Here is a 25016-nt window from a genome sequence, read left to right as displayed (position 1 = left end):
AGATAGGTTAAATGACTTTTGGTAGATATGTTAGTTATATAAGTTTTATAGAGCTTTATCTTGCTCCTATTATGGCCATTAATAAAGATGAGTTTGCTACCTCGAAAGACTGATTTATTTGTTCCTCAAAAGGCAGAGATTGGATAACGTTTCTCTACTCCGTTAATAAGGATGCGCTCGGCTCTCACTAATGATATATTTCTTGATGAATAAAGTTTTTAAGTTTACTACCTTTAAAGATAGAGCTAATCAAATTTGTTTGACTTTAGTAATATTATTGTCTGTTTACTGTCAAGCTTGCGCTCGGTTCGCCACTCTACTTACAAGTTGATTTCGTTTAGCAGATGAATAGCACTCGATAAAAAATACTAAAATATTAATAAATTATTAACTCCACTAGACATGAGATGACCTGGACAACCAGGTTTGGCAGGGTGTTGCTCGTTCTATTGGTATTCAATACTCAACAACTTCAGTTTTAGGTATTCTATGTGGCTGAAATTTGGCGTCGATAAAAATAACACCCTCGTGGCAATTTCCGATGTACCTAGCGGTAAAACCAACTTAAGATGTCCCTACTGCGGTGGTCTTTTAGTAGCGAAAAAAGGAACTATCAAAGAACACCATTTCGCTCACTCTGAGGAAACTTGTTATCCGGTTGCTACAAAGCGGGAAGTTCCTACTCTACCCTTATACGATAATTTCCATATTCAATTATCCGGTAAATCTCTTCAATTACTTAAAAAACTTTGGCAATCTTTTGGAGAAAATGACTGGGGTATTCCTTTTTTACCGGAATTACCACCGCTATTTAAAGCAGGAGTAATTCGCAAAAATCCTTATCGTCAACCTGCAAGTTATGAATTTACCGATTTAGGAAAAATTCCTATGGGGATGTTGGACTTAGTAAAATTCAATCAACTGCAAGAACCGTTGCTGTTGAAGAAATTATCTGAATTTGAACGAAAAGCAGAACTTGCTAAAGTCATCCAAAAACTTAACTTACCAGAAAGGTTAGTCGATCTCCAATTGTATCGCGCTCAACTAAGAAATATTTTATTAGCTCGTCTCTATTACTTGAAAATAAAAGCAGATGACATTACTTTGTTAAAAATTGGGATTACTAAGCGAATGATGCCAGAAAGATTAGTTGAAATCCAGCATGACTTACGCTCTCATTACCAAAATATTGAAATTAGCGTTTTAGGAACTTGGGAACACCGGGGAAATGTAGAATTGTATTTCAAGCATAAATACAAGCGTTTCAATTACCCGATAGATAGCTTAACTGAGTATTATAAATTCCCTCGACGCGATGATGCTAAAGCAGCACTGGAAGATTTACGGCAAATGCAGCCAAAAGAATTAAATTCAATCGAACGGGATATTATTGCTAATGGAAATAGTTCAATAGCGATAGCTCTAATCCCATTACGATCGGTTGCAAGGGTTCCTTAATCTTCCGCTTAGCTGAGGGAGCTTGGGGTATTACGCCCTAAAGATTAGCTTAATTTATCGGCTTGTTTTTTTGATGTAACTATTATTGTAGAATATTTAAGGTGAATACAATGTAGTAACAACTGGCTATGGGATCGAGAAATCCATCATTGAGAAATAAGGCGAAATATTTTCACCAGGGCAAATTATTTTTTTAGTAAAGTCAAGGCTTAAATTGATGGAACATCAACAGCTTAACCTCTTCCCAGACTTTTACGACAAAACTAGCAAACCAGAGCAGCTAGTCATGGACTCTGAGGCATTACAGAAGTGGAAAAATCAAATATTTAGATACCAACAAAAGCAGCGAGAAAGCCAAGCACCACAGCAAGGAACGCTATTTGATTTAGCTCCAAACCATTGCGATTCAGATGCTATCGATCCTTTTATTCTGAAGTTGCAGCCCTCACAGTTTTACCGGATGCCAGAGCAAGGAGATTCAATCTGCGTGTACTTGGTGATTGATAACGCTCTGCCAATTCTGTTGTACGTGGGCGAAACCAAAAGAACTCCTAAGCAGCGCTGGATAAGTCACGACTGCCAAGAATACATAATTAATTACATTGAGATGCACCGTCGTTATGAGTTGCCTGTTGAAGTGGCGACAGCGTTCTGGTGGGACACTCCACCGGATAGAAAAGCTAGGCAGAAGTTAGAGCGCGAGTTAATTTTAAAGTGGCGAAGTCCCTTTAACAAGGAAAATTGGGAACTATGGTGTCAACCGTTTGGGAAATTTTCTTAACGAAATGTGAGCAAGAAATCCCCCTGAGCCGCTAGGTACTGGGGTTAGATCAGCGAATCAATGCTTTGGGGAAGCCTGATTATTGATGTCGTCACTTGCGGCGGGGTAGTTCATTAAAATACCAAGTATAATATTTGGTAAAATGCCGAATGCCTGCTAATAATTCTTTTGATTTAAATCCTGACGAAAACTGGTCACTAGAAGAAACGAAATTCATAGATGGGGAATTAACTATAGAACCCTCGTTTTATAATGGCCATTTGATTAAGCAGCCCAAAAAACGTTGGACGCAAAAAGAACAACTCGAATTGTTAGACTGGCATCCCCTATTTACAGGGCGTTGTCCCGGCTGCGAAATGCCCTGCCTTAAATACGAACCCTCGCTAGTCTGGGAGTGCCAATATTGTGGATGGAAAGATTGTACTGTTTAAAAATAAGGCTAACTTTTGCTCCTTATTGTATATAAAACGGATATCTAATACCATTGCCAAACCTAACCGTTGTTTTGGTGCTTGTGTGGTAGCTTTAGGCGATAAGATTGCGATCGCCTATGGGTGTAGTTTGGATGATGAATGAAAATAAGTCATGAAGAAGTTTTTCTCGATCGCTGTCGCAATTTTTCTGCTGATAGCAGTCCCCACAGCCATCGCACAGCAACAATCGGCCACAGTTATCAGCGTTGGCGACGGCGATACAATCAGAGTCCGCAGCGCTAACCAAACCGTTACCGTGAGGCTAGGCTGCATCGACGCACCGGAAATCTCCCAGCAACCTTGGGGTGAAAGAGCCAGGTATAGATTGGGGCAGTTTCTACCAACTGGGCAGGCGGTGCGACTGCGGTTTATCGATCGCGACCAGTACGGCAGAACAGTTGCGGAGGTTCTCAAAGGCAACCAATCTGTGAACTTACAGATGGTTCGGGAGGGCTACGCGATTATTTATCCGCAATATTTTAGCGGGTGCAATGCCAGCCGTGGCGAGTACCAACAGGCAGAAGCCGGAGCTAGACAAAATCGATTGGCTTTCTGGAGTCAACCCAGCCCAATCATGCCTTGGGACTTCCGAGCCGGACGGCGAACCCCGCAACAGCCAGTCGCCAGACCCACCACCGCACCTACTACCCAAACTGCTGCCACTCCGCTGCGGGAGCCAACTAGGGGGCAGGGATGCCAATGTCCGTATGACATCGATCGACGGGGTAATGCTTGCGGCGGTCGATCGGCCTACTCCCGTCCCGGTGGAGAGGAGCCCAAGTGCTATGTCGGGGATTAGCTTCCTGCAAGGCACATTACTGTTTTCTTTGTTGCTCTTGGCTTCCTGCAACGCCGATCGACTGCCAAATCAAAGGATGTTTCTTGAGTCGATCGCCAGCGGGAACGAGATCGAGATGACGAGTCAGGGGCAGACCTACCGAGTCAGACTTTGCGGCGTCGATGTCCCGGCAAAACAGGACGGTCAAGCTAGGAAGCTGCTTAAAAAACTGACCGATCTGACAGATGAAGAGGCTAAAGGGCTGGTGGTTGTGACCGTGCGATCGGACGGCAATACCATAAGAGCAGAAGTCTACGCACCTACGACTAACCAGGATGAGGAGACGTCGCTAAACGCCGAACTGCTAGCAGCAGGATTAGCCAGAACTACGGGGGAATCCTGCCCCAACCGCGAAACCTTCCAGTCGATCGAGCAAGACGCCAAGGAACAGCGATTGGGATTGTGGGGGCATCAGTAGCTAGCTGAAAAGTTGTACAAAAATGTTTAAGGCACAAGTTGGCCGTATACAACTTTATTGTTTAGGATACGAGTTTATTATTTAGGATACAACTTTATTGTATGACCACACCTATGTCGCGCATCATAGCGTTATTCAATCAAAGCGGCGGTGTCTCGAAAACTACTCTTACCATGAACTTGGGCTACCACTTAGCTCTACGTCATCCCAACCGCGTGCTTTTAGTTGACATGGACCCGCAAGCTTCGCTCACCACCTTTATGGGACTTGACCCGGTGGAACTAGAAACCACCGTTTACGATGCGGTGGTGGGAGAACAACCATTAGCAATTCAGGGAAAAATTCACGGTTTAGACATAGCTCCATCTAATATTAATTTAAGTGCTGCCGAACTAGAATTGGTAGCAAGTATGATGCGAGAGATGCGCTTGAAAAATGCTTTAGCTCCCCTACTGCCCAACTACGATTTTATCCTGATCGACTGTCCTCCCAGTTTGGGTATATTGAGTATCGTTAGTTTGGTAGCAGCTACTCATGTTTTAGTGCCGATCCAAACTCAATTTAAAGCATTTCAGGGTACGGATCTATTATTAAGGACAATTGCAGGACTTCGCAAAGCAGCTAATCGCAATCTAGCGATCGCGGGTTTCATTCCCACCATGTACGATGGTCGTACAGCCCAAGAAACGCGAACTTTTAAAGCTATTACCGAGCAGTTGTCTCCCTTGGCTAAAGTTTACGATCCCATCCCTCGCACGATCGCTTTTCCAGATGCTTCGGAAGCTAGAGTACCTTTAGCTAAAGCTAACTCCAAACATCCAGCCGTAGCTGTATTAAACAAAATCGCTAAAAGTTTAGAGAGTCTAAAGTGAGTTCGAGCAAAAAAGACCAACCCTATACCAGCAAACTTAGAGGTGTCGCAGCACTACTAGGAGAACCAGAAGTAGAGGCAGCTGCACAACTAATTGAAATTTCTGCCATCGGGTTACCGTCAAAGCAACCCAGGCGATATTTCGATCCGGAAAAGCTGCAACAACTGGCAGCTTCTATCAAAGAACACGGTATCCTAGAACCATTGCTAGTACGATCGATGAATGGGGGAAGCTACGAGCTAGTAGCTGGAGAACGTCGCTATCGAGCCGCTCAAATAGTTGGAATTACCAGTGTCCCAGTAGTAGTGAGGGAACTGAGCGACGAACAAGCTCTTGTGTTATCTTTGATAGAGAACTTGCAACGGGAAGATTTAAATCCGGTTGAAGAAACAGAAGGCATCCTGCAATTACTGGCTTTCAGGCTGCAAGTAACTCTGGAAGAAGCTCGTGGGCTACTGTATCGAATGCAAAACGAACTGAAAGGAAAAGTTACCCAAAACGTTTTGGGTAATTCCCAAGGGCAGGAAATTGAGGAATTGTTTAGCTCCTTGGGGCTGATGAGTTGGGAATCTTTCGTCAGCAGTCGGCTACCCTTGTTGAATCTGCCAGAAGATATTATTGGAGTCTTGCGGGAAGGACGCATCGAATATACGAAGGCTTGCGCGATCGCTCGAATTAAAGATATAAGGAAGCGAGAAGAATTTTTAGAGGAAGCGATCGAGGAGAATTGGTCGCTCAGCCAAATCAAAGAACGCATCAAAGCTATTCGCCCAGCTAAATCCGAACCAACACAAAATCCTTTAAAAAATAGAATGAAAGAAGTATCGCGTCAGTTACTCGTAGCTAAGTTTTGGGACAATCCGAAAAAGCAAAAAGCTTTGGAAAAGCTACTTAGCCAGATGGAAGCACTTTTAGTAGATGAGCAATAATAAAGCTATCTGCTGTTTGTCAATAACAACATTCGATCTCAAGGCTATATTGATAAATGCAATCGCAATTTCTCGCTGTAGTACACTCAGGGGAATATAAAGCTGATTTTAAATTAGTAAAGTTCATTTCTTACGTTCTAGCAAGATGGGTAGAAAATGTTAACCCGAATAGAGATTAACGGTTTCAAAACCTTTGAGAACTTTACGCTTGATTTATCTCCTTTCGGGGTGATATTAGGGCCAAATGCTGCGGGTAAATCCAACCTCTTCGATGCGCTGCGATTTCTTTCCCAAATAGCAGGGAATAACCTACGCGACGCAGTAAAAAATCTGCGCGGTGAAGCCGTTGAGTTATTCAGACGGCAAGCTGATGGTACAAGAAGTACGAAAATGTCTTTTGCCGTTGAATTACTTCTCTTCAAAGAAGTCAGCGACCCTTGGGGTGATACGGTGGAAATTTCTCATTCAAGGGTGCGTTACGAAGTTGAAATTGAATTAAGGCAAGATGAGCGAGGGTTGGAGCGACTTATTGTAGTCAGAGAAGCGGCTTTACCTATCTTGCCCGAAAATGACCGATGGCGATCGTTAGGACAAGAACCATCCTCTCAATTTAGAGAGGCATTTTTCAAGTATTCTCGCTCCACACCTTGGTTAACTACAGTAGAAGCGGAAGGGGTGCGCCGCTTTCAAATTCTGCCAGATAATCAGGCAGGTCGCACGCACTCAGCTACAAATGCAGAAGCGACAGTGCTTTCTTCCATTACCAGTGCGGAATTTCCTCATCTGTTTGCCATTCGAGAAGAAATGCTCGCGATACGTTTTCTCCAACTCGACCCCAGACAGTTACGACAACCGAGTGCTACCACTGCTGCTCTCGAACTGGAACCAGATGGCGCAAATTTAGCTACAGTGCTAGCTAGAATTCAAGCTCAAACAGCTACTTTAAGCCAGCCGAAGGGAGTTATTGCAGATATTGCTGCTGATTTAGCTTCTCTGATTCCTGGTGTAGTGGATGTAATTGTAGAGGAAGATGAGAAAGACCGGGAGTATCGGATTGAGATTGGTTACGCTCATCAACAGCCTTTTAGTTCTCGTGTAGTTTCCGACGGTACGTTGCGCGTTCTAGCTTTGCTGACCATCTTACATGACCCAGAGCATCGCGGGTTGGTTTGTTTTGAGGAACCGGAAAACGGAGTTCACCCATCTCGGTTGATGACGCTAATTCAAAGGTTGCGGGAGGGGGTAACTGCTCCAACTTCTTTGGAAGTGGATGAGGAGGAACCGTTTTTTCAGATATTGCTTAACAGTCACTCGCCAGTAGTTCTCTCTTGTTTGGAGGAAGGAGAGGCGATGTTTGCTGATTTAGTTAGCGTTGTCAACCCGGAAGTTGGTTCTGTAAGTCGGAAAACTCGAATTCGACCTGTAGCTACTTCTAATGGGAAGCAAGAGTATGTCAGTCGCTTTGAGGTGGAACGGTATTTAAGTAGCGTTGACCGGGAGAACTAACCCTATGCGCTATTTGGGACTGGCTTTGTTTGCCGAAGGGCCAACTGACTATCGATTTTTCCCTCCTGTTTTGCGTCGTGCTACAGAGGAGTTATGTTTGCGGTTAGCTCGCTCTAGTATTGAGGTGGGAGAGGTATTGGGATTGTTTACAGTTAGTAGATTTATGGACAAATATCCTAAGCTACTTTACCCGGAGTGATCCGAGAAGGGTAAACTGCAATACCCACTATCCCTAAGCTAAAAGCCGCAGGGACTACCTTTCTTGTGATATTGAGACTGGCGTTGATATCTGCATGAATGAGTTTTCCATTCTTTGATTTATACCAAGCTCTTTTAATCCGTTTACCACTAAAGGTGTGTTTTGCACCTTCGCTCCTTACCGGAATTGGATCTAAATCCAAGAACGATGAAGCAGAAGTATAACTTTCTTCATTAACTAAAACGGTCATCCCAACTAATTCAGCTTTGTATTTTAACTGCTCAATAAATCGAGCATGAGGAATACTTACGAAGTTCTGATTAGTTGTGGCACCTAAATTAATTTCTTGCTTCCATTGGTCATTTTTTCCAATAACCAATATCCCAATTCCTTCCCTCACCAAATAATCAATAATCCATCTACTAGCATTGTGTAGATAGTTGTCTACTCGGTTGTTACGTTGACAAGTTAATGCTTGAATACGTTTTGATGTTTTAGTATTACCCTTGAGTTGAGATTGCAGAATAGATCTGCTTTTATTGTATTGCTGGTTGATAGATTTTAGTGGTCGTCCCTTAACAAGAATAGGTTTAAACCCTAGCTTGTTTGAAGTTAACGCTGCTAAATTATCTAATCCAATATCGATACCTGCTACCCAATCAGGGTTTAACTGAAGTGGTTTGATTTCTTGGAAATAAACTACTTCAATTACATACCGTCCACATTGAGGAATAAGGCGTACTTCTTTGACATCGGTTGCCTTTGTTGGAATTGTGATTTCGGTTTGAGATAACTTAATAACCCCCTTTCTTAGCAAAGGTTTAGAAATCGCTCCCAGTTCGTAAATTACAATGTTTCGTCCCTTGTCTTTATCTTTGTACTTAGGTAACTTCGGACGACTTTTGAACCTTGAGGGATTTCGTTTGTAAGACTTCTGTGCCTCAAAGAACGATTTCCAGTTTCGATGTAGCACCATTAATACCTGATTACTAACTTTTCGAGGTATTGCACTGTATGACTCATGATGCTTTACTAAATGAAAGATAGCAGCATTATTCAGATATTTACCTTCCCCAATAAATGACTGCCTCACTAAGTAATTGGCATAATTGTAAAGATTCTTGGAACGCCACGCCAAATCATCTATTTCTTTATAGAATTGATGACCTATCTTTATAACATGACGCTCCACTAATCTCATTCTTCTCCCCCATTATTGTGTAGTTGGGCCATAATTTTTTCGGTTTTTCTTTTGGCTCTCCTTAATCCATAAATTCGTTGCACGAATGAAGTGATTACAGATACTAAGTCCTGCATCAACTCATCTTTTCCGTTGTCTGCATCGTTTACAATTTCCAACCTTTTACCTGTTGCCGACAACAGAAGTTTGATGTAGTTTAGCCCAAACCTCGTTACTCTATCTCGAGGTGGAAGGTATTTTCGACCCGAAAGTGGTTTTGTCACAAGCTTACAGAAATGTTGTGGGTGACAAGCGGCGAGGGAAAAGAAAGGTGGCGGATTTTTTTGATGCTATTGGCGAACGGGTAAGATTGGAACGGTTGCGAGAGGTTTCAGCTTATCAGCGGTTTGAACTGGAATTATTGACGGCGTTGGTGGAGCTTGGTTATGTCAGAGGAGATGGCCCTTAAGGGTGAGTGACTTTGTGCGCCATGGCGCACAAAAAGCGTGGATAAGTTTGTGTAACTTAAAGAAGAAATTGGTCAATATGGCCAACTTTACGTTCCAAAAACAGATGGTCAACTTTACGTTCCAAAAAAGGCCGGAAAATGACATACAGGCAGACTACAGGAAAAGTTGACGCTTGAGAAATATTTAAGTAACGAAACATTTTAAGCTGGCCAATTTCTTCTTCCAAACCTGGGCAAAATCTTCTTCAAGTCAGAGTTTGCTCTACAGATAGCTGGACTGTTGTAACGGAATAGTCTTTAATCTGTTGAAAAGCTAGAAGATTACTTTATGCTTTCTCCCGAACAGGTTGCTACTGCCGTCCAAACTATCGACCAACTATCAGGCTGGCTAGAAAATGCCGGACTGAGTAATGCCGCAATAGCTCAGTTCAAGTTCAATGCTTTAGCTGCCATGCACCCCGAACTTAAAGAAGTGGCAGAATTAGCCAAATCTTTAATTGGTGCAACTCACTCGTTACCAGAAGAGGGAATGAGCGTCACAGAACTAGCGGCGACACTAACAGAGAACTTAACCGTTAAAATCAAACCGGAGCAAGTAAACACTGCATTAGCTAAGCTGGGATACCAGGAAAGAAATGACGAAAAGCGAATTTGGGTAATCACGGAAGCAGGCTGCGAACATGGTATCAGTTTGCTAGCTTCTTCTAAAACTAACAAATGGCAAGGGCCACAGTTAAAGTGGTATCGTTCGGTTATCCCGATTTTAGAAGAGTATTTTCAACAAGCAGGTAATTCAACCGATAATGTTGAACAAAAGAATGGTTCATCACCTGAGACTGAGGCTAGTAATTCTAACCATTCAAACCATAATTCAGCTAGCAACAAAGCTAACGCTAAATCAAAGAAAGCTTGGACAATAGCAGAAAGATTGAAAGAAAAAGGTATTAAAAGTAATCCCGACCAAATTCAGCTAATCCAAAGTTTCGCTGACGATTATTACCAAGCGAAACACGGTACTAACCCACCAAAATTAACCAACCGCAGAATCCCCGTATCTAGTTACCCAGGCGAGGAAGCCATTGAATTAATCGATAGAGCTATCGACACTGTTTTCAATCCTAAGAAAAAATAAGAAAAATTATCGTGGCTTCACCTCGCTTTTGATGCCAATCCTTCAGTTTCAACATACAATTTGGTTAAATCGCTGATAGTGTCCAATCGCAAATCTTCAACCAATTGAGCAAGTGCAATTTTGAGTGGATTTTGCAACTGGGGAATTTGCTCGAGCAGTTCTTTAACTTTTTGGTCATCCCCAAGCGACGCTGCTTGATGAAGTTGAGTTAGCAACTCTTTAGGCAGCACAGAAAGCGATTCAGGAGTGAGCTTTTGAACTAACTGATGCTGCTCTTGTAAATTGGAAGATTCCGCTTCGTAGACGTAGCGAACACCCAAATAAAGTGCCATCTTTTCAAAAATTACCCCTTCTCGGAAAGGTTTAGCCACAAAGTCATTGCAACCAACCTTGAAAGCTTTTTCCCTCTTGACATCAAAGGCGCTAGCCGTCAAAGCAATAATCACCGTCTCTTCACCGTTTTGCTGTTCTCTGATATATTGAGTAGCTTGATAGCCATCCATTATCGGCATCCGAATATCCATCCAAATCAGGTGAGGTTTGTGTTGCTGCCACAACTCAATAGCTTCTTTGCCATCAGATGCTTGCCAAACTTGAAAACCCACTTCCTTACAGCACTCACTTAAAAGCAAACGATTTTCCCATTGGTCATCAACAACCAAGATGCGATACTTTTGTTGGTTAGGTGCTAAACCAATAACTCTGGAAGGCGATAGGTTATTTTTAACTTCACCAACTTCAGCCAAACCGACTCGAATATAAAACCGAAAAGCGGTGCCTTGCCCTAATCGGCTTTTCACTCGGATATCGCCACTCATCATTTTAATAAATTGACGACTAATGGGCAGCCCCAATCCAGTTCCGGTTTGACTGCGCCTACCAGTTTCGGTTTGTACGAATGGTTTAAATAAAGACCCCAATTCCTCTCGTGCAATACCGGAACCCGTATCGCTAATACAAAAAAGTAAAGCTTTAACTTTTGACGATTGCTCGTCAGGAGATAGACGTAAACGGTCAGTTACTTGAACTTGAAGTGTAACACTGCCGGAGTCAGTAAATTTAATCGCATTTTCTAAAAGATTCATTAAAACTTGGCGCAATTTGCTTTCGTCAGTCCGTATATATTGCGGGACTTTTTTAGAACGTTGGAAAACTAATTGCAAACCTTTCAAGTTAGCTTTGGGCAACAACATCTGTTCGATATCATCGAGTAAAGCATAGAAGTCAAAAGCGATTTCATCGAGCGTCATCTGACCCGCTTCAATTTTAGACAGAGACAAAATATTATTGATAAGTTTTAACAGATGTGAGCCACTTCGATTGATAACATCCAGCCTTGACTGCTGAGAGGGAGTCGTTAGCTCGTGACGAGTCATCTGTTGGACAAAGCCAAGAATTACATTAAGTGGCGTTCTCAATTCGTGGCTCATATTAGCGAGGAAAGTAGTTTTAGCATGATTAGCCGCTTCAGCTACCTTTTTTGCCAGTTTGAGTTCCCGGTTTTTCTGTTTTAGTTGGCGAGTTTTAGATTCGACTCTCCGTTCCAGGATATTGGAGTAATACTCGGATTGAGAACGATATTTTTGCAATTGTTGGCTCATCTGGTTGAAAGCACGAGCTAGATATTCTAGTTCGGCGACATTACTTCCTAACACCTCTTGGTTCAGGTTTCCTTGAGCAATTGCTTGCGTAGCCTCAATTAATCGCCATAGTTTGAGTTCGATTCTTAAAGAAATAAATAATAGCAGTACAATAGAGAGAATTAACGCTAACAAACAAAGCACGAACGTGATGCGAGTGTTGGCGTTCACCTGGTTCATAAAATCACTTTCAGGGACGACAGCAACAATTAACCAATCTATACCGTGCTTGTTCTCCAAACCCGATTCGGAAAAAGGTTTGACCTGGAGTAAATGTTTGTCGCCATTAACAGTAAAATTGAGCGTTTTACTCTTTTCAATCGCATATAAATTATCGAAATGTTTTATCAAAAATTGGACTGAATATTTAATGATATTTTGCTGATGAATTAATTTTTGTGCAACTAGATAATCGGGAATATCTTTCGTACTAGGAGTAGAGTAAGCAATGATTTTTCCCGAACAATTGATAATAAAAATTTGACTATTAGGGCTGATTTGTAGGTCTTTCAAAACAGACTGTCCGCTCTCTTGAGCGACCTGGTTGGCATTAGGCAAACTATCGAAGTAGTCCAAGGGTTCCGAGATGCGTTTAGTTGCTTGTTGAAGCAACTGTGCCACCAAGTCGTTCATTGTCTGCTTGCTGGCAATAAATGATATCCACCCAGTTAGCCCAACGGATGCAGTAATCAAAAGAGCAAAGGGAACTGTTAAGAGTAAGCGCAGCGATAAAGGCGGCGAATTCTTTTTAAGCTTATTTGTCAGATGTCTCATCAGCCTCTTTCAATCACTTTGTCCGTCTTTTTTCGTTGATAACTCAGCCCTGATAACTTATGGTTCAGCCTGGAGTGATAAACCTTTGTTAGATGTCACTTAAGTCGGATGGATTCCAATAGCTGTTCGATTGTCAATAGCCCAATTGTTAGATATCGCACCAATCCAGGAATTTTGTTAAACGGTGCTATGGGGGAAACAAAAGCAGTAATGACTGCATTAGCAATCATCCCCCGGATGTTGCCAGTAAAGAATGCGTGTAAAAGTAGTAAAATTCCTAGCCCCACAAAGAACCAGTGCCAAATTAAATAGCTTTGAAAGAAATCGTTGTAGCCTTCGTTTAATCTTTGAATAAACTGTTTGAATCGAACGAGCCTGTTAAGGATAGTTGATAGCCCCATCTCGAATGCAGTTTTTATTAGATTGATGAAAGCTGTGAAGATTTGCATATCTGAAGATAATGGAACTATCAACTACTAGAAAAGAAAATTAACCCTCGGCAGATAACCTAACCTCACTCCTTACCCTCTGGATGCCTGAACGGGAATAGGAGTCAAGGAAATAGCTGGTTCTTCTTTGGCAATCTTGACGAGTTCAATAATTACTGAGAAATCTAATCCCACCTCTCGGGCAGCATCAATTGGGGATAAGTTTTGATTTCTCAGTTTGTCTAAAAACTGTTGCACTTGAGAAACAACAGGGTCATTAGCTGTCGTGTACCTTCTTGCGATCGCAATTGACAACCCTCTTTCTACTTCTGATGTTCTAATACTTCGATCTGTACTAATATCCGAACTAGGGGGATTTCCAGATTGTTGAACTGTAGCAATCCGAATTCCCAATTGGTCTTGCCGATTATTGGTTGGTACGACGTTAAAAGTGTAAAGTCGCTGTCTACCTCTAGAGTCCACTGTTTTTATGGAAAGGCTGGTGATTTTGGCAGTAGTAGCACCAGGGAATCGCAATGGTAGAATCGATCGCAAAAATACAGTTTTAGCGCGACCGTCTGATAATTCCGTATCTGTACCGAACACGAGACGAGAAGGGTCAGCAATCATTACGTAACTAACTACTTCATCAGTTTGGGTGAAGTCGATCGCACTTGCTCGCCCTGGATACACTTTGACATCGATCGCGCCATTAGCAGCAACATCGCGATTTACTATTCGATAACCACTTGATGATTGGGCTAAGGTGGTTATCGGGCAAGTGCCAGCAGCGATCGCTGCTGTTACTAAAGACCAACCAAGAATTTGGAGATGGGGGAATTTCGTGCAAGTCTTCATGGCTATTATGGATTAACGTTGAGAAAACTATTGAGAACGAGCGAAACCTTAGTTCCTTTCGGAAGCATTGCAATATTGGGGCGATTTAAAAGTTCTTCGACCGCTTTATCGGAGCGTTTTTCAAGTCGTTTGGCTAGAGGGGTAAAAAAGCCATCGAGGACGGCAGACCAAATTTGAGGGTCTCGGCTTTCTACAGTAATGGTGTCAGAGGAAAACCCGCCGCTGCTAATACTGCTGCGACTTCTGACTCTGGGTGAGGTTAAAACTTCTCCGACTCGTCCCGCTCCAGACAGCAGAGCAATCAGAAGATCTTGTTTGGCAATATCATCACCAGGATCGAGATAACCTTTAGCAATCAACGGTTCTCCATCTTCACCTGCAATCTGCATTACACCATTAGGAATTTCTTGCTGTTTGACTTGTCCCGATTCATCGGTATATACAGCTGCGATCGCACTCGCTTGTACCATCCGGTTTTCTTTACCGACCCGATTGGCTTTAGCAATAATGACCGTCCCAGCTTTTAATACTGCTGAGCCGTCTGTCGCTAGAATGTCTTCAGTTAAGGTAATGGCAAATCGGTTATAAAGCTGCTCCTGGCTATCTTCATCCCACAGCAGGGGAACGGATACTGTCCCAGAGGCTGTAGTTCCGAGTGCTACTTGTGCCGTTTCCGTTGGTTTTGAAGATTGGGGCGTTCGAGTCAGAATCCCGATCGCGCCTGGTGAGAGATTGTTGCGTGCGGGTTGTTTGTTTTGTGGTGAATTGCCGATCGCAACTGTCAAAAATTCGGAAGTGCGATCGCTAGAAGTTGGTAAAGAGCCAGACGAGGCAGATTCATCTGCGATATGTCCCAGTCTACTTATAGATGACTGTGGAGCCACTCGCGCAGCACTGAGTTCTGCTTGTGAGCCGCCAAGACGCGATTGTATAGCTGTGTCTGATGGCAGGCGATCGTCAACGGTAACGGGAACCGCTGTATTGTTTGTAAGTATGCTGTTCGAGGCTTGTTCTTTACCAGTTGGTTTTGAGGATACCTGAATTTCAGAGATTAACGGTGGTTCAGAACCAGGAGTGTCTGCGCCAGTCGGTGTTGAAGCATTTTGGAGTCCAACAGAAGAATCGTTTTCAACGTTTCCCCTGGTTTGACCCAACTGCGCCAGCTGGTTCCAGCGCTCGAAAGGGTCAACTTTTTCGGTAGTAGGCGCTGGAGTTGCTATCGGTTTGGGGGTAAGTTCGGGGGTGGAAACAGGTGCGGGTTTAGGGGCTGGCGCAGGAACAGTAACAGTTCGCACAATAACCTTCGGCGGCGGAGGTGGCCCTGGAACGGTGACCGTTCGCACAATAGTCTTGGGCGGTGGGGGTGGTGCAGGAACGGTGACGGTTCGGACAATGGTTCTGGGAGGGGGTGTCGGACTCTTAGCAGGCGCTGGGCGTGGAGTCGATCGTTCCGCAACCGGGGGAGGAGTTGGTTTGGCTTCCGGTTCTGTTTGGGGTTGTTTCTCAGTCTTTGGGTTTTGTGCTACGAGTTTCTGTTGGTCAACATAAGCTAACCTAGCCAGCAGTTCTGGCTTTTCATCTTTAATGGGAGATTCTTTAGTTTCCTTGGGTGTGGTTTGAGCGATCGGTTTGATAGCCGATCTGGGTTTAACAAACTCCCAAATTACCAGCCCCAGTAATATCACTCCCCCAGTTAACAAGAGCATCGCTACCATTCGTGGAATACCTCTTTCAGAAACAGGAGGAGGTAAGGGTTTCTCTTCATCTTGAGCGAGTTGGTATTGAGCTTCAAGTGTTAGTGAAACATGAGGATTGAAACCAGCAAATTCGTTGAAGTCGATATCATTTCCTGAAGAAGAAGGGGTTGAATTAGCAGAAGATTCAACTTTCGATGTCTGGGTTGGATGGCTGTTACTTTGCTCGGCATCAATTGGCTTGCTATTTTCAATATCTGTAGTTGAAGAATTGATGGAATTAGGATCTGCGGGATTAGTTTGTTGATTCATAATCTACCTCTTTATGGTTTAAATTCAACAATTTTGGTAATTTCCAACCCGGCTGAACGCATCGAGTTAACTGTTTTTTCAACCAGGTTGGCATTTTCGCCTAATGGAGAGATGGGAACTTCAGTTGCTTTCACAGTGATAGTGCGATTAAATGGTTGTCGGCTTTCGCCAACACCTTGTTCGAGGACGACGCGGGTAGCAATTACATCAATTTCCCAAACACCTTTTTTGATTTCTCTCGGTTCGGAAAGGTAAGAAACGTAAGCTGTAGAACGAGTTTTACCTTCAAAAACTCCGTTCGGTATTAATTTGGCAAGTTCCACCAAAGAAGCCTCTCCAAATCGTGACTCCATCATCAAAGAAGCCATCCATGCACTGGTGGGAACTCTTTCGGATTTTTTGATTTTTATCCCTGGATCGGGGTCATCTGTACCGGGAATCTTTCCATCCCACCCCCAGGTGAGATTAACCCAAGAAGAAACAAAAGTTTTGATAGTTTTTGGTTCTCTGTATAAACCATCTGCTTCCATAACTGAAGCTGTCGTTCCATCTTTGAGTTGTACGAATGTTACTTTCTTTTGAGACAATGTTTTGAGACTCAAGGTATTGAATACAACAGCAGCAGTCAAAATGCTAACCATAGCTGTCAGTAACACGAAGCACAAAGCTAAAGTGTTTTTTGATTCTGGTAATAAGGGTTGAGATGGTGATGATTTAAAAGTCATAAGCTTCACACAGAAGTAAAGTAATAACAGTTGTTAAAGCAATTAAATGTCTTAAATCAACTTGCCCGCAAATACACCGATCGCATTGCTAAAAATATCGGTAAGCTGTTTGGTATTATTAGTGATCGCATTGTATAAAGCCGTACCGCCGCCTCTAGCGATGGAAATAGCTAGAACGGGAGCAAACACAGCTAAAAAGAAAAGGAAAGCAATATCAGTGACGAGTTCGGCATCGGAATTGACGATAACTACAGCTACCAATCCCACCACAATGTTGTAGCCAAGCTGAATTCCAAACAAAGACATAAATCCAACTAACCAAGCCCAAATAGGCTTTCCTTGTAATGGTAGTAAAGATAAACCCATCGCCACAGGAGCGAACAATGCTGTTAACAACAATGCAGCTTCTAAGATATTGACAAAAGCCCACTGAACTGCTCTCAAAATTAAGCGAATAATTGGCAAGACAGTAGAGCGAAAAACTTGTCCGGCAAAATCACCACTAGCGATATCGGCGACATTAGTAACATTGGCTAGATTTTCAACAAATCGCTGCAAACTTTTGAGAGGACTACCATTTTTCTGTTCGGCTTCATTGAGAATAGCTTGGGCTGCTTCTTTTTTATCATTCCAACACTCAACTAAAGCTTCGCCTACTTTACCCTGACATTCGCTGTAAAGTTTTTCAATCTCTTCTTTGGCAGCACTGGTAAGATTGACATCTGTCAGAGCGCTTCTAAATGTCATTTCTCCCAATTGTATTTCCAATATTTGTTGAACTTGCGCTCCTCCAATCCCATGAACAAACTTAACGCTTTCAGCTAGAATTTTGCCATTGTTACTCAAGAAAAATAGAATAACGATCGGCCAAATTAGCATAGCAATCAATTCAGACCAAGATTGTTTTTCGATAATTTCCTTACCGCTAGTAACAGCTAAGTAGATAACGGACATACCTGCCAAAATTAATCCCAATTTGACTAAGGCAATCCACAAAGCAGATTCTTGGGTATTGAAAGTGTTAAACCATAGTAAATTCCAAGATTCGACTGTTTTTTGGGAAACTTCTATGGCACTAGAAAGGGTATCTAAAGCTTGTCCTGCTGTGCTTGTTTGGGCAATAAATGGTGCAAACATTTTCTGACTCCTCGATGCTCAGTCAGCAGTCAATTTCAATTACTAATAAAGACTGACTGCTAACTAACTTTTTTTGACTTTTCGAGTTACTTATTCTTTTTCTCCTAACGTAATGCCACCCGGCATTTGAAACAGTCCGGCTTGCGTGGAAGAAGCAGTACCAGCAGCAGCATCTTGTCTTCGCTGAGTTACATTAAGTTCGCTGAGTTCTTTAGCTTGTTGAGCGCTTAAAGTATTAGCGAGGGCGCGATCGATCTGCGCTTGTTGGTTTTGAAGTATAATCACGCCTTGATTCTGCGCTGTTAGTGCGGTTTGTTGAGAGATATTACGCATGATGTGTTGCGTCACATCTTGGTTTTGCGATTCTTCACCCAGTTGAATATTTTTAGTAACATTTTGGTCAACCATTTGTGCCATTTGAGCTTGCCTATTCTGAGCAGCTTTACTGAGAGTAGCGTCTGAAGCACTTGAAGTTGCTGTTTGCTGTTGGGCAAGGTTAGCTAAATCTGATTGAATGCTGTAAGAACCTTGCGGTTTATTCTCTAAAGTTGCAGATAGTTTAGTACCTTCATTATCGGTGAAGTTACCACTCATTATTTTAGCTACAACTTCTTGTAAATCGGGAACTTTGAGGGAACCTACGAATGATTGCAGCATTTGGTCGAGTTGCGTCGTAATTTTGGCGATCGCACCCGATACTTTATCAATTGGATTCTTAACTTGACCTAAAAACTCTTCAGATTCTTTCTGAATTTGTTGCTCGATTTGTTGAGTTTGAGAAGTAGGAACCGTGAAGCTAGAAGGATTGACGTTATTCAAACTAGAACTAGGAACCGTAGTTGTAGTGTTAGACTTATCAGAAGTTTGAGCTTGCGCCTCTACAGAGTTTAGCATTAACGCGATTCCGAGCGCCGGAACGGTGAGAGCAAGTTTCATCACAAGTATTCTGGTATTCATCGTCTATTCTCCTTTAGAGATTGTTGTGTAATGACCGACATTAGCTGTCAGCTAGCCATCCGAGTGGGATGTTGTTTGTGCTGAATATCGGAAAGAGAATTGTTGCCAATATTGGCAAGAGAGCGACCTTCTTTAATGGCTTGTACGTATTCAGAAGTAAACTGTTTGAGGGCTAACAATCGCCCTTTTAGGGTATCGGGATATTGAGCCATCACTCTAGCGCGAGCCATCAATTCTGTTTGATTATTTGCTACGCTCGCTAATACCATTTCGCCTGGATAAAATTGCGTTTGCCAAAAGCGACCACCTTTTTCAATCAGCCAATTTGAGCAGAGTTCAGTGGCTTTTGGAAGAAACGCTTCGGTAGCATTTTGACCGATAATTTCTGATGGGTATCCCAAACGCTTAACCCAAGAATTAACTGCATTAGATGTTAATCTCCCGGTAATGCGGTAAACCATGTTTTGGAGAATCATCGTTCCTGCACTGCAATCGCAGATGCTATCGATATCTTGGGAAAGCAGTAACACTGAAATGCCATTTTTTCGTCCAACCGCACAAAGTTCGCCTACTACTTCAGCAAAGCCATCTTTTTTGAACAAAATCGAAAGTTCGTCGCCAATAAATAAACTTTTCGGGTGTGAAAGGGCATTGCGGATACAAGCAGCATGGGCGTTCATTGCCATCAAATATTGGTCTTGTTCGTTGCTCAAACCGCTCAAAGCGAAAAACTTAATTGCAGGTTCGGGGGAAAAGGTAGAAGGTCTAGCGATCGCTTTTCCTAAAGGTGAAGCAAGTAAGGCATTACATTGAGTAATAATCTGATTGATGGCAATGCGATCGAGGTCGGTAAAGTTTTGTAGATTTAATTGTTCCTTAGTGCAGAATTTGAGCAAATGTTTGAGGGTTGGCATTTCTTGCCATTCGCTTGATTTCCAACCTTTTTCAAAGGCAACATTGTAGCGTTCGATTATTTCTGGGTCTTCAAGAAACTTTTTCAAAGTCAGCAGCAGAATAGCGTCAACTCGCTGCGCTAATTTAGGGTCATTTACTTTACCCATACTGATAATAGTCAGGGATTTTCTAATAAACTCTTTCCACTGGTCTAACCGACGGGAGCGTTCCTCTTTATCAAAGCGTCGCAGGTCGGGAATTTCGAGTAAATTAGAGCTACCTTTGGTAATGTCGTAGTACGCACCATCATCGCCTAAAAGTGCTAGAGCAGTTTCAAACGTGCTACCAGAACCGCTAGAAATATCCATGCCAACAACAGGAATGTTAGCAGCTAAAGCATCAAGAGCAAATCGCCAACCCAAAACTGATTTACCGCTACCGCTTTCCCCAGTAATGACAGCTCGGCTAGTTTGTTCGTGCATGAGGTCAATGCAGACAGGCTTACCGCCCTTAGTGATAAATTCGACACCAATTGAATCGAGATCTCTCACCGCAGTTAAAGGTAAAACACCTGCAACAGTTTCTGTATCAAAAGTAAGGCGACGTTCGTTAATGAGCGAACTGCTGTGCAAGAGCCAACCGAGCGTAATTGGTAAAGTTTCTAGCCCGACTAACCAAGCAATATTTCGCTCTCTAATTACTTTGGCAGAACCGAAACTATTGGTTAACATTTGACAAGCTTGATTGAGTTGTTCTGGAGTTGGTCGATAGACTAAAAACACAACCGCAGCGTGCAGTGCTTTCGCACCTTTGTACATTTTTTTCTGAGCATCGAAAGATTCGTCCTGCTTAACTTCAGCACCGACATCTCGCCCTTGTCCTTTTTCCAAAGCAAGTTTTCTAGCAGTTTTAGATTGTTTGGCTTGACGAGCTAAATTGTCTTGAATAAAAAAGTTAGAAGCTGTACTAATTTCCACAACTGCTTCGGTATCGTGAACGTAAGTGGAACTCATCACTTTCCACAGCCATCTCAATTGTTCTCTAGTATTAATCCAACCACCGGGACTTTCTTCCATTGTCAGCACGCCGCATTCCGTATTTCTGCCATTTAGCCAGATGCGCGATTTATCTTGTTTGTGTTCTGGACAACTGGAACGACCGTTTTGACCTTCAATTAAAATGGTGCAAGCGTGTTTATAACTGTTGATAGTTTCCGTTAGTTTGTAGTCGGATGCAGTTTCTTCTAAAGTGAGTAATTGCGGAATAGGCGATGCAGGTGTATTGTTGAATTTTTTCCACAAGTATGACCACAATTGCTCGGCATTCATCGGTTGAATTTCTAGCCCGATTTTGGTATTAAGTAAGATTTCCCAACTTAAGTAACCTTGCTCGAAAGATTGCAGTAGTAATTGCTTGTAAAAGCGTTCTTTACTCAGGCGATCGTTTCCGGTAAACTGGGCAGTGATACTGCTAGCTGTATTTAAAATGCCGTCAATAAACTTACTCAAAGGGTCGTTGGATTTAGAACCAGATTGCGCGTTAAATGTCCAAGTACAGAAAATAGTTTGATTCCACACCTGTCTGGTGCCAGTTAGCGTTAATTCTTGAACGCGCTTTTGTTCGTTTCTGATTAATACTGAAATTGGTTTGAGATCGCAATTTTCAACTTGTTCGTCTAGTTGTTGCTGTCGAATACTGTCATTGCTATAGCAACCTGTATGGAATACCAACTTTTCACCTGGAGGGATATCTTTTAATCCTTCTTCTAAAGCAGTAGCTGCATTGCTAACTTCCTGACGATATAGGAGGTTATGCAATCCTTGAGTCTGGAAACCAAATACAACTTGATATTGACTGCCTTCGTTAAGCAAATAACCCGATACTTCGCGATTATCTTTTTTGATGGTCACTAGACACAGAAGATTTTGGTAGTTCTGAAATGGCATAAGTCTGCTATTACCTCCTTGTTGATTCGGCGCAAGTTTGGGTTTTAGTTTGATGCGAACTTGCGAATCTTTAAAGCGAGTACGAAGCGCAGGCGGTCGTTTTTCTGGTACAGGGGGTAAGTATGATAGATTGCCGTTGTACCATTCGTTACCGGGTGGGAATCTGAACTTATCTACAAACAGGTGAGGTTTTTTTCCTGTCAAAAACCACCAACTAATAATTAGCCAGAACGTAGTAGTGAAAAACCAAGGCATTCCCAAGCTAAAAAAGCCGTTAGTGAGAATGTATGAAACAATAGCGATAGCCATCCAAGGAACGAGTTGTTCGGCTGGAATAAAGCCTATTGATGCTTGCTTTCCAAGGATTTTATTGACAGTTACAAAGTCTTTGTCTGGGTCTTTGAGCATAGTTTTAAGGGGGAGAGTGGGTGAGTGGGTGAGTGGGTAAGTGGGTGAGTGGGGGATAATAAAAGAAGGAAGGAAAAAGGAGGGTTTAAAATGAGCCGTAAACAAATTCAATCTCATCGAGATTTGGAAGTTTACCAACTTGCTTTTGAGGTAGCTATGCAAATTTTTGAACTTTCTAAGAAATTTCCCGTTGAAGAAAGGTACTCGTTGGTTGATCAAATTCGTCGGTCATCACGTTCTGTTTGTGCAAACTTATCAGAGGCATGGCGTAAAAGGCGTTATGAAGGTGCTTTTATATCCAAATTAAGTGATGCGGAAGCAGAAGCTGCTGAAACTCAAACATGGATTGAATTTGCTGTTAAATGTGGCTACTTAGATGTCGAAGTTGGTAGGGAACTTTATCGGCAGTACAACCGAATACTAGGCACATTAGTTAACATGATTACTAACTTTTCTAGGTGGCTCCTACCAACACAAAAAAAACAGCAGTAAGAATCAAAGGTGGAAATTAAGCCAGTTATTAGCGTTTCACAAACCTCACCCCCTCACCCACTCACCCACTCACCCACTCCCCCCCTCTTCTTTCTAGCCTCCAGTACCACCAGTACCATTACCAACGAATAAAAAGGTAACAACATCAATAGCAATTACAATGGAAAAAGCCAGTGCTACTTGAGTTACAATTGGTCGCCAATCATTTCCTTGCTGTGCTTGGTTATAAGCGAACAAGGAAGCAGCAGCTACTAGCAAAAGAAAAGCACCTCGAATTAAGTTGAAAATCAACGTAATCACATCAGTAGAAATCGGTTGACCTCCCGCCGCCGCCGCACCTTGCGCTAGTTGTTGCATAAATACTTCTAAACCTGAAAGAAAGATTGCATTAGCTGGAGAATCGAGTACGGAACATAATGCAGTGGCGGTAATAATAGCAGTAGTAACGTGCCAAAAACGAATTTTGCTACCAATATACCGTTCTACAATTGGAATAGCTCTAACGATATGCCATAAACTGAGAAATACAAGGCTAGAGCAACCTAGTATTGTGATAAAAAAGGGTTGACGGATGGTAAAGTAGATTAGTGCTGCTATGCAAATAGCAATAAATAGTAAATCGCCAAGGTTGATTTTTTGTTGAGCAAACCAGCGATTGAATAAGAGTTTTTTGCGCTGGCTCTTCAAAGAATTTTGGTAAACTGTCATAAGAGTTTCTTGATTTATGTAGGTTCGATGCCAATTTAAAAGGAACTCGGTGTTCGTGACTTCACCATACTCGGTCAATTGAAATAGTTAGAATGAACCCCTCCAATTAGAGGGGAGACATTTTAAGCTTCCAATTCGGATTCGCTTTCTTGATTCTTTTGTGCTTCGAGATGAGAATTATGTTGCTTTTGAGAAAGCAGATATTTTACATCTTCGATAGGGATATCGCACTGAAGTACTTCAACTTTACCTTTAGCAATAGTTGCGTCAAAAACTACTTCATCGTGTTCGTTAAAGCCTTGAATAGAAGCAGAGGACTTAGACCTATCGTTAAACTCAATTTCAAAGTCGAGACGACGACCTTGCAAGTCGGTAAAGTTCATTTGGGTTAAACCGCTTCTCCCTAATACTTCAGCTAATGTTTCTTGATGAATCGTTTGTTGTAGAATGTCTAAACGAGCGATTTCTTGTTTGTCTTCTTGGCTCAAGAAATCATTAATGACTTTCCATTGACCTTGGGAGCAAGTTGCTCGGAACAACTCTTCACCTTGTTGATTTTCTAATTTTACAGATATAGAATTACGCTGGCGAGTCTGATAAAGTTTGGTGCTTCCCAATTCAACTCCATCTTCTAAGGTTTCACCTGCTGCTGCTGCTTCTTCTTCAACTAGGTTATAAATTTGTGCTAATAAGGAAGCAATTTGTGATGAGTCAGACGCTTTTTTATCGTTGGGATTGTCCATATTTATCGGTTTTAATGGAGACGGTTTGCTGTTGTTTGAATTTGAACCATTATCAGGTTCAACCACTGGTTCAGTAGGAGAAAGTTTTTGTTCTAAAGCTTCAATTCGTGCTTCTAGAGTATCGAGACGCTTTTCTAGTCGGTCGAGAGCCTGATTAATTTGTGCAAGTTGTTTATCAAAACTAGCGTTGGTGTCAATTTTAATAGGTTCAGATTTGTCTGAAGTATCTGGTGCTAAGGTGAGGGAAGTTTTATCGATTCTATCGCTGATTTGGTTAATAGCTTCAGCCAAAATAACCCCAGGATTTGATACAGATTCTACCTCTTCTTCTGACGAAGATTCCTCCATTATTATGGGTTCATCTGGTGATGTTTCTAATTCATCTGATTCATCTGATTCTTCTTGGGACAAGCTTTTAACTCGTGAAGATAAGGAGTCAGCACGTTGACTTTGTGTTTTAAGTCTTTTGATAATATGACTAATCTGACGTTCTCTTCCAGTAGCTTTAGCTGCTGCAAAAACTTGTGCGGCTGCTTTTTTGCCAATCAAAGTAGTGAGGACAGCAATTTGAGTACTAAGTCCACCAACAGTTGTACCATCTACTTCACTTCCAGAAGTGGCGGCTCGACTACTAACCTGGGAAGTAACATCGAGTATGCTATCAATATCTAAGTTATTTGATGATTGATGAACTGATTGTCTGCTAATGTGATTTGATTTTACCTCATCTTTTTGAGGTTGATTTTTAGTTTTAGATAATGGTTCATTTCCATCCAATTCATCTAATAAGTCATCTAATTCATCGGTTCGAGATTGGCTCTTACTTTTAGATTTTGGTTGAGCTTCTTCTAAAGTTAATTCCTCTGAATCATTGCTCTTAACTTTTCTCTGTCTTTGGGTTTTAGTCAATGGTTCATCGGTTCTTCCGTACTTACTGTGCTAAATTATTAGGGAAGTGCCAGAACAATAAAGCTCTTAATTCAAAATTGCGGAAATTCCTAAAGCCAAATCCACAACGTTTGAGTAATTTCAATTTATTATTAAT

The 25016-nt window shown here is 42.1% G+C and carries 23 protein-coding genes and 1 pseudogene; 12 read left to right on the top strand and 12 right to left on the bottom strand.

The genetic code is table 11. The features are described 5' to 3' along the window. Positions 1–489 precede the first annotated feature (489 nt). From IQ264_RS00955 to IQ264_RS00915, 9 genes are all read left to right on the top strand, one after another. Positions 490–1458: a GIY-YIG nuclease family protein gene (locus IQ264_RS00955; protein ID WP_193977701.1), complete on the top strand. Its 969-nt coding sequence runs from the start codon at positions 490–492 to the stop codon at positions 1456–1458. Between the two features lie 217 nt (positions 1459–1675). After that, positions 1676–2239 (top strand): GIY-YIG nuclease family protein, encoded by a 564-nt coding sequence (locus tag IQ264_RS00950; RefSeq protein WP_193977699.1) that lies wholly within the window; start codon positions 1676–1678, stop codon positions 2237–2239. Positions 2240–2644: 405 nt separating this feature from the next. Next, a complete protein-coding gene (locus IQ264_RS00945; RefSeq protein WP_193977697.1) occupies positions 2645–2815 on the top strand; it encodes a hypothetical protein in 171 nt (56 codons plus the stop codon). A 9-nt stretch (positions 2816–2824) separates the two neighbouring features. Further along, entirely contained in the window at positions 2825–3511 is a 687-nt protein-coding gene (locus IQ264_RS00940; RefSeq protein WP_193977695.1) for a thermonuclease family protein, read from the top strand. Then, on the top strand, positions 3498–3968 hold the full coding sequence (locus IQ264_RS00935) for a thermonuclease family protein (RefSeq protein ID WP_193977693.1): 471 nt from the start codon (positions 3498–3500) through the stop codon (positions 3966–3968). Before IQ264_RS00940 ends, IQ264_RS00935 begins: the two co-directional genes overlap by 14 nt. 101 nt (positions 3969–4069) lie before the next feature. Continuing rightward, positions 4070–4840 carry a ParA family protein gene (locus IQ264_RS00930; protein WP_322744571.1) on the top strand — a complete coding sequence of 257 codons (771 nt, stop codon included), beginning with the start codon at positions 4070–4072 and terminating at the stop codon, positions 4838–4840. Then, complete coding sequence (locus IQ264_RS33325; protein ID WP_193977691.1) at positions 4837–5769, top strand: ParB/RepB/Spo0J family partition protein; 933 nt, start codon at positions 4837–4839, stop codon at positions 5767–5769. Before IQ264_RS00930 ends, IQ264_RS33325 begins: the two co-directional genes overlap by 4 nt. A 156-nt stretch (positions 5770–5925) precedes the next feature. Continuing rightward, the gene (locus IQ264_RS00920; RefSeq protein WP_193977689.1) at positions 5926–7275 is read left to right on the top strand and encodes an AAA family ATPase; all 1350 of its coding nucleotides are present in this window, start codon (positions 5926–5928) and stop codon (positions 7273–7275) included. Positions 7276–7279: 4 nt separating this feature from the next. Then, complete coding sequence (locus IQ264_RS00915) at positions 7280–7474, top strand: hypothetical protein (RefSeq protein ID WP_193977687.1); 195 nt, start codon at positions 7280–7282, stop codon at positions 7472–7474. Here IQ264_RS00915 and IQ264_RS00910 read toward each other — a convergent pair. Further along, positions 7452–8675: an RNA-guided endonuclease InsQ/TnpB family protein gene (locus IQ264_RS00910; protein ID WP_193977685.1), complete on the bottom strand. Its 1224-nt coding sequence runs from the start codon at positions 8673–8675 to the stop codon at positions 7452–7454. The two genes, IQ264_RS00915 and IQ264_RS00910, sit on opposite strands and share 23 nt — an antisense overlap. Beyond that, positions 8672–8899 (bottom strand): annotated as a pseudogene (locus IQ264_RS00905) (IS607 family transposase); the annotation flags it as partial. The gene IQ264_RS00910 and the pseudogene IQ264_RS00905, both read right to left, overlap by 4 nt. A 2-nt stretch (positions 8900–8901) precedes the next feature. On the opposite strand from IQ264_RS00905, the gene IQ264_RS00900 reads away from it, so the two are divergent. Continuing rightward, complete coding sequence (locus IQ264_RS00900) at positions 8902–9123, top strand: hypothetical protein (RefSeq protein ID WP_193977681.1); 222 nt, start codon at positions 8902–8904, stop codon at positions 9121–9123. Positions 9124–9451: 328 nt separating this feature from the next. After that, on the top strand, positions 9452–10255 hold the full coding sequence (locus tag IQ264_RS00895; protein ID WP_193977679.1) for a hypothetical protein: 804 nt from the start codon (positions 9452–9454) through the stop codon (positions 10253–10255). 17 nt (positions 10256–10272) lie between these two features. On the opposite strand, the gene IQ264_RS00890 is transcribed toward IQ264_RS00895, so the two are convergent. The 7 genes from IQ264_RS00890 to IQ264_RS00860 form a co-directional block, all read right to left on the bottom strand. Beyond that, positions 10273–12669 (bottom strand): response regulator, encoded by a 2397-nt coding sequence (locus tag IQ264_RS00890; RefSeq protein ID WP_193977677.1) that lies wholly within the window; start codon positions 12667–12669, stop codon positions 10273–10275. Between the two features lie 521 nt (positions 12670–13190). Then, positions 13191–13955: a hypothetical protein gene (locus IQ264_RS00885; protein ID WP_193977675.1), complete on the bottom strand. Its 765-nt coding sequence runs from the start codon at positions 13953–13955 to the stop codon at positions 13191–13193. A gap of 5 nt (positions 13956–13960) precedes the next feature. Next, complete coding sequence (locus IQ264_RS00880; RefSeq protein ID WP_193977673.1) at positions 13961–15961, bottom strand: hypothetical protein; 2001 nt, start codon at positions 15959–15961, stop codon at positions 13961–13963. Between the two features lie 11 nt (positions 15962–15972). Continuing rightward, the gene (locus tag IQ264_RS00875; RefSeq protein ID WP_193977671.1) at positions 15973–16686 is read right to left on the bottom strand and encodes a hypothetical protein; all 714 of its coding nucleotides are present in this window, start codon (positions 16684–16686) and stop codon (positions 15973–15975) included. 51 nt (positions 16687–16737) lie between these two features. Then, complete coding sequence (locus IQ264_RS00870; protein WP_193977669.1) at positions 16738–17823, bottom strand: hypothetical protein; 1086 nt, start codon at positions 17821–17823, stop codon at positions 16738–16740. 90 nt (positions 17824–17913) lie between these two features. Then, positions 17914–18780 (bottom strand): hypothetical protein, encoded by an 867-nt coding sequence (locus IQ264_RS00865; protein WP_193977667.1) that lies wholly within the window; start codon positions 18778–18780, stop codon positions 17914–17916. A gap of 47 nt (positions 18781–18827) precedes the next feature. Beyond that, the gene (locus IQ264_RS00860) at positions 18828–22028 is read right to left on the bottom strand and encodes a hypothetical protein (RefSeq protein WP_193977665.1); all 3201 of its coding nucleotides are present in this window, start codon (positions 22026–22028) and stop codon (positions 18828–18830) included. Positions 22029–22118: 90 nt separating this feature from the next. Here IQ264_RS00860 and IQ264_RS00855 point away from each other — a divergent pair, with 90 nt between their 5' ends. Continuing rightward, entirely contained in the window at positions 22119–22520 is a 402-nt protein-coding gene (locus tag IQ264_RS00855; protein WP_193977663.1) for a four helix bundle protein, read from the top strand. Between the two features lie 93 nt (positions 22521–22613). On the opposite strand, the gene IQ264_RS00850 is transcribed toward IQ264_RS00855, so the two are convergent. The 3 genes from IQ264_RS00850 to IQ264_RS00840 all read right to left on the bottom strand — a co-directional run bounded on the left by IQ264_RS00850 (position 22614) and on the right by IQ264_RS00840 (position 25016). Beyond that, the gene (locus IQ264_RS00850; RefSeq protein ID WP_193977661.1) at positions 22614–23228 is read right to left on the bottom strand and encodes a hypothetical protein; all 615 of its coding nucleotides are present in this window, start codon (positions 23226–23228) and stop codon (positions 22614–22616) included. A 122-nt stretch (positions 23229–23350) separates the two neighbouring features. Further along, positions 23351–24880, bottom strand: a complete 1530-nt coding sequence (locus IQ264_RS00845) for a hypothetical protein (protein ID WP_193977659.1) — start codon at positions 24878–24880, stop codon at positions 23351–23353. A gap of 22 nt (positions 24881–24902) precedes the next feature. Beyond that, positions 24903–25016, bottom strand: a complete 114-nt coding sequence (locus IQ264_RS00840) for a transposase (RefSeq protein WP_413470325.1) — start codon at positions 25014–25016, stop codon at positions 24903–24905.

Source organism: [Phormidium] sp. LEGE 05292 (assembly GCF_015207735.1).
GTDB lineage: Bacteria > Cyanobacteriota > Cyanobacteriia > Cyanobacteriales > Aerosakkonemataceae > Floridanema.
The sequence above is the reverse complement of the archived record's forward strand: the minus strand, read 5'-3'. Positions and strand labels throughout refer to the sequence as shown.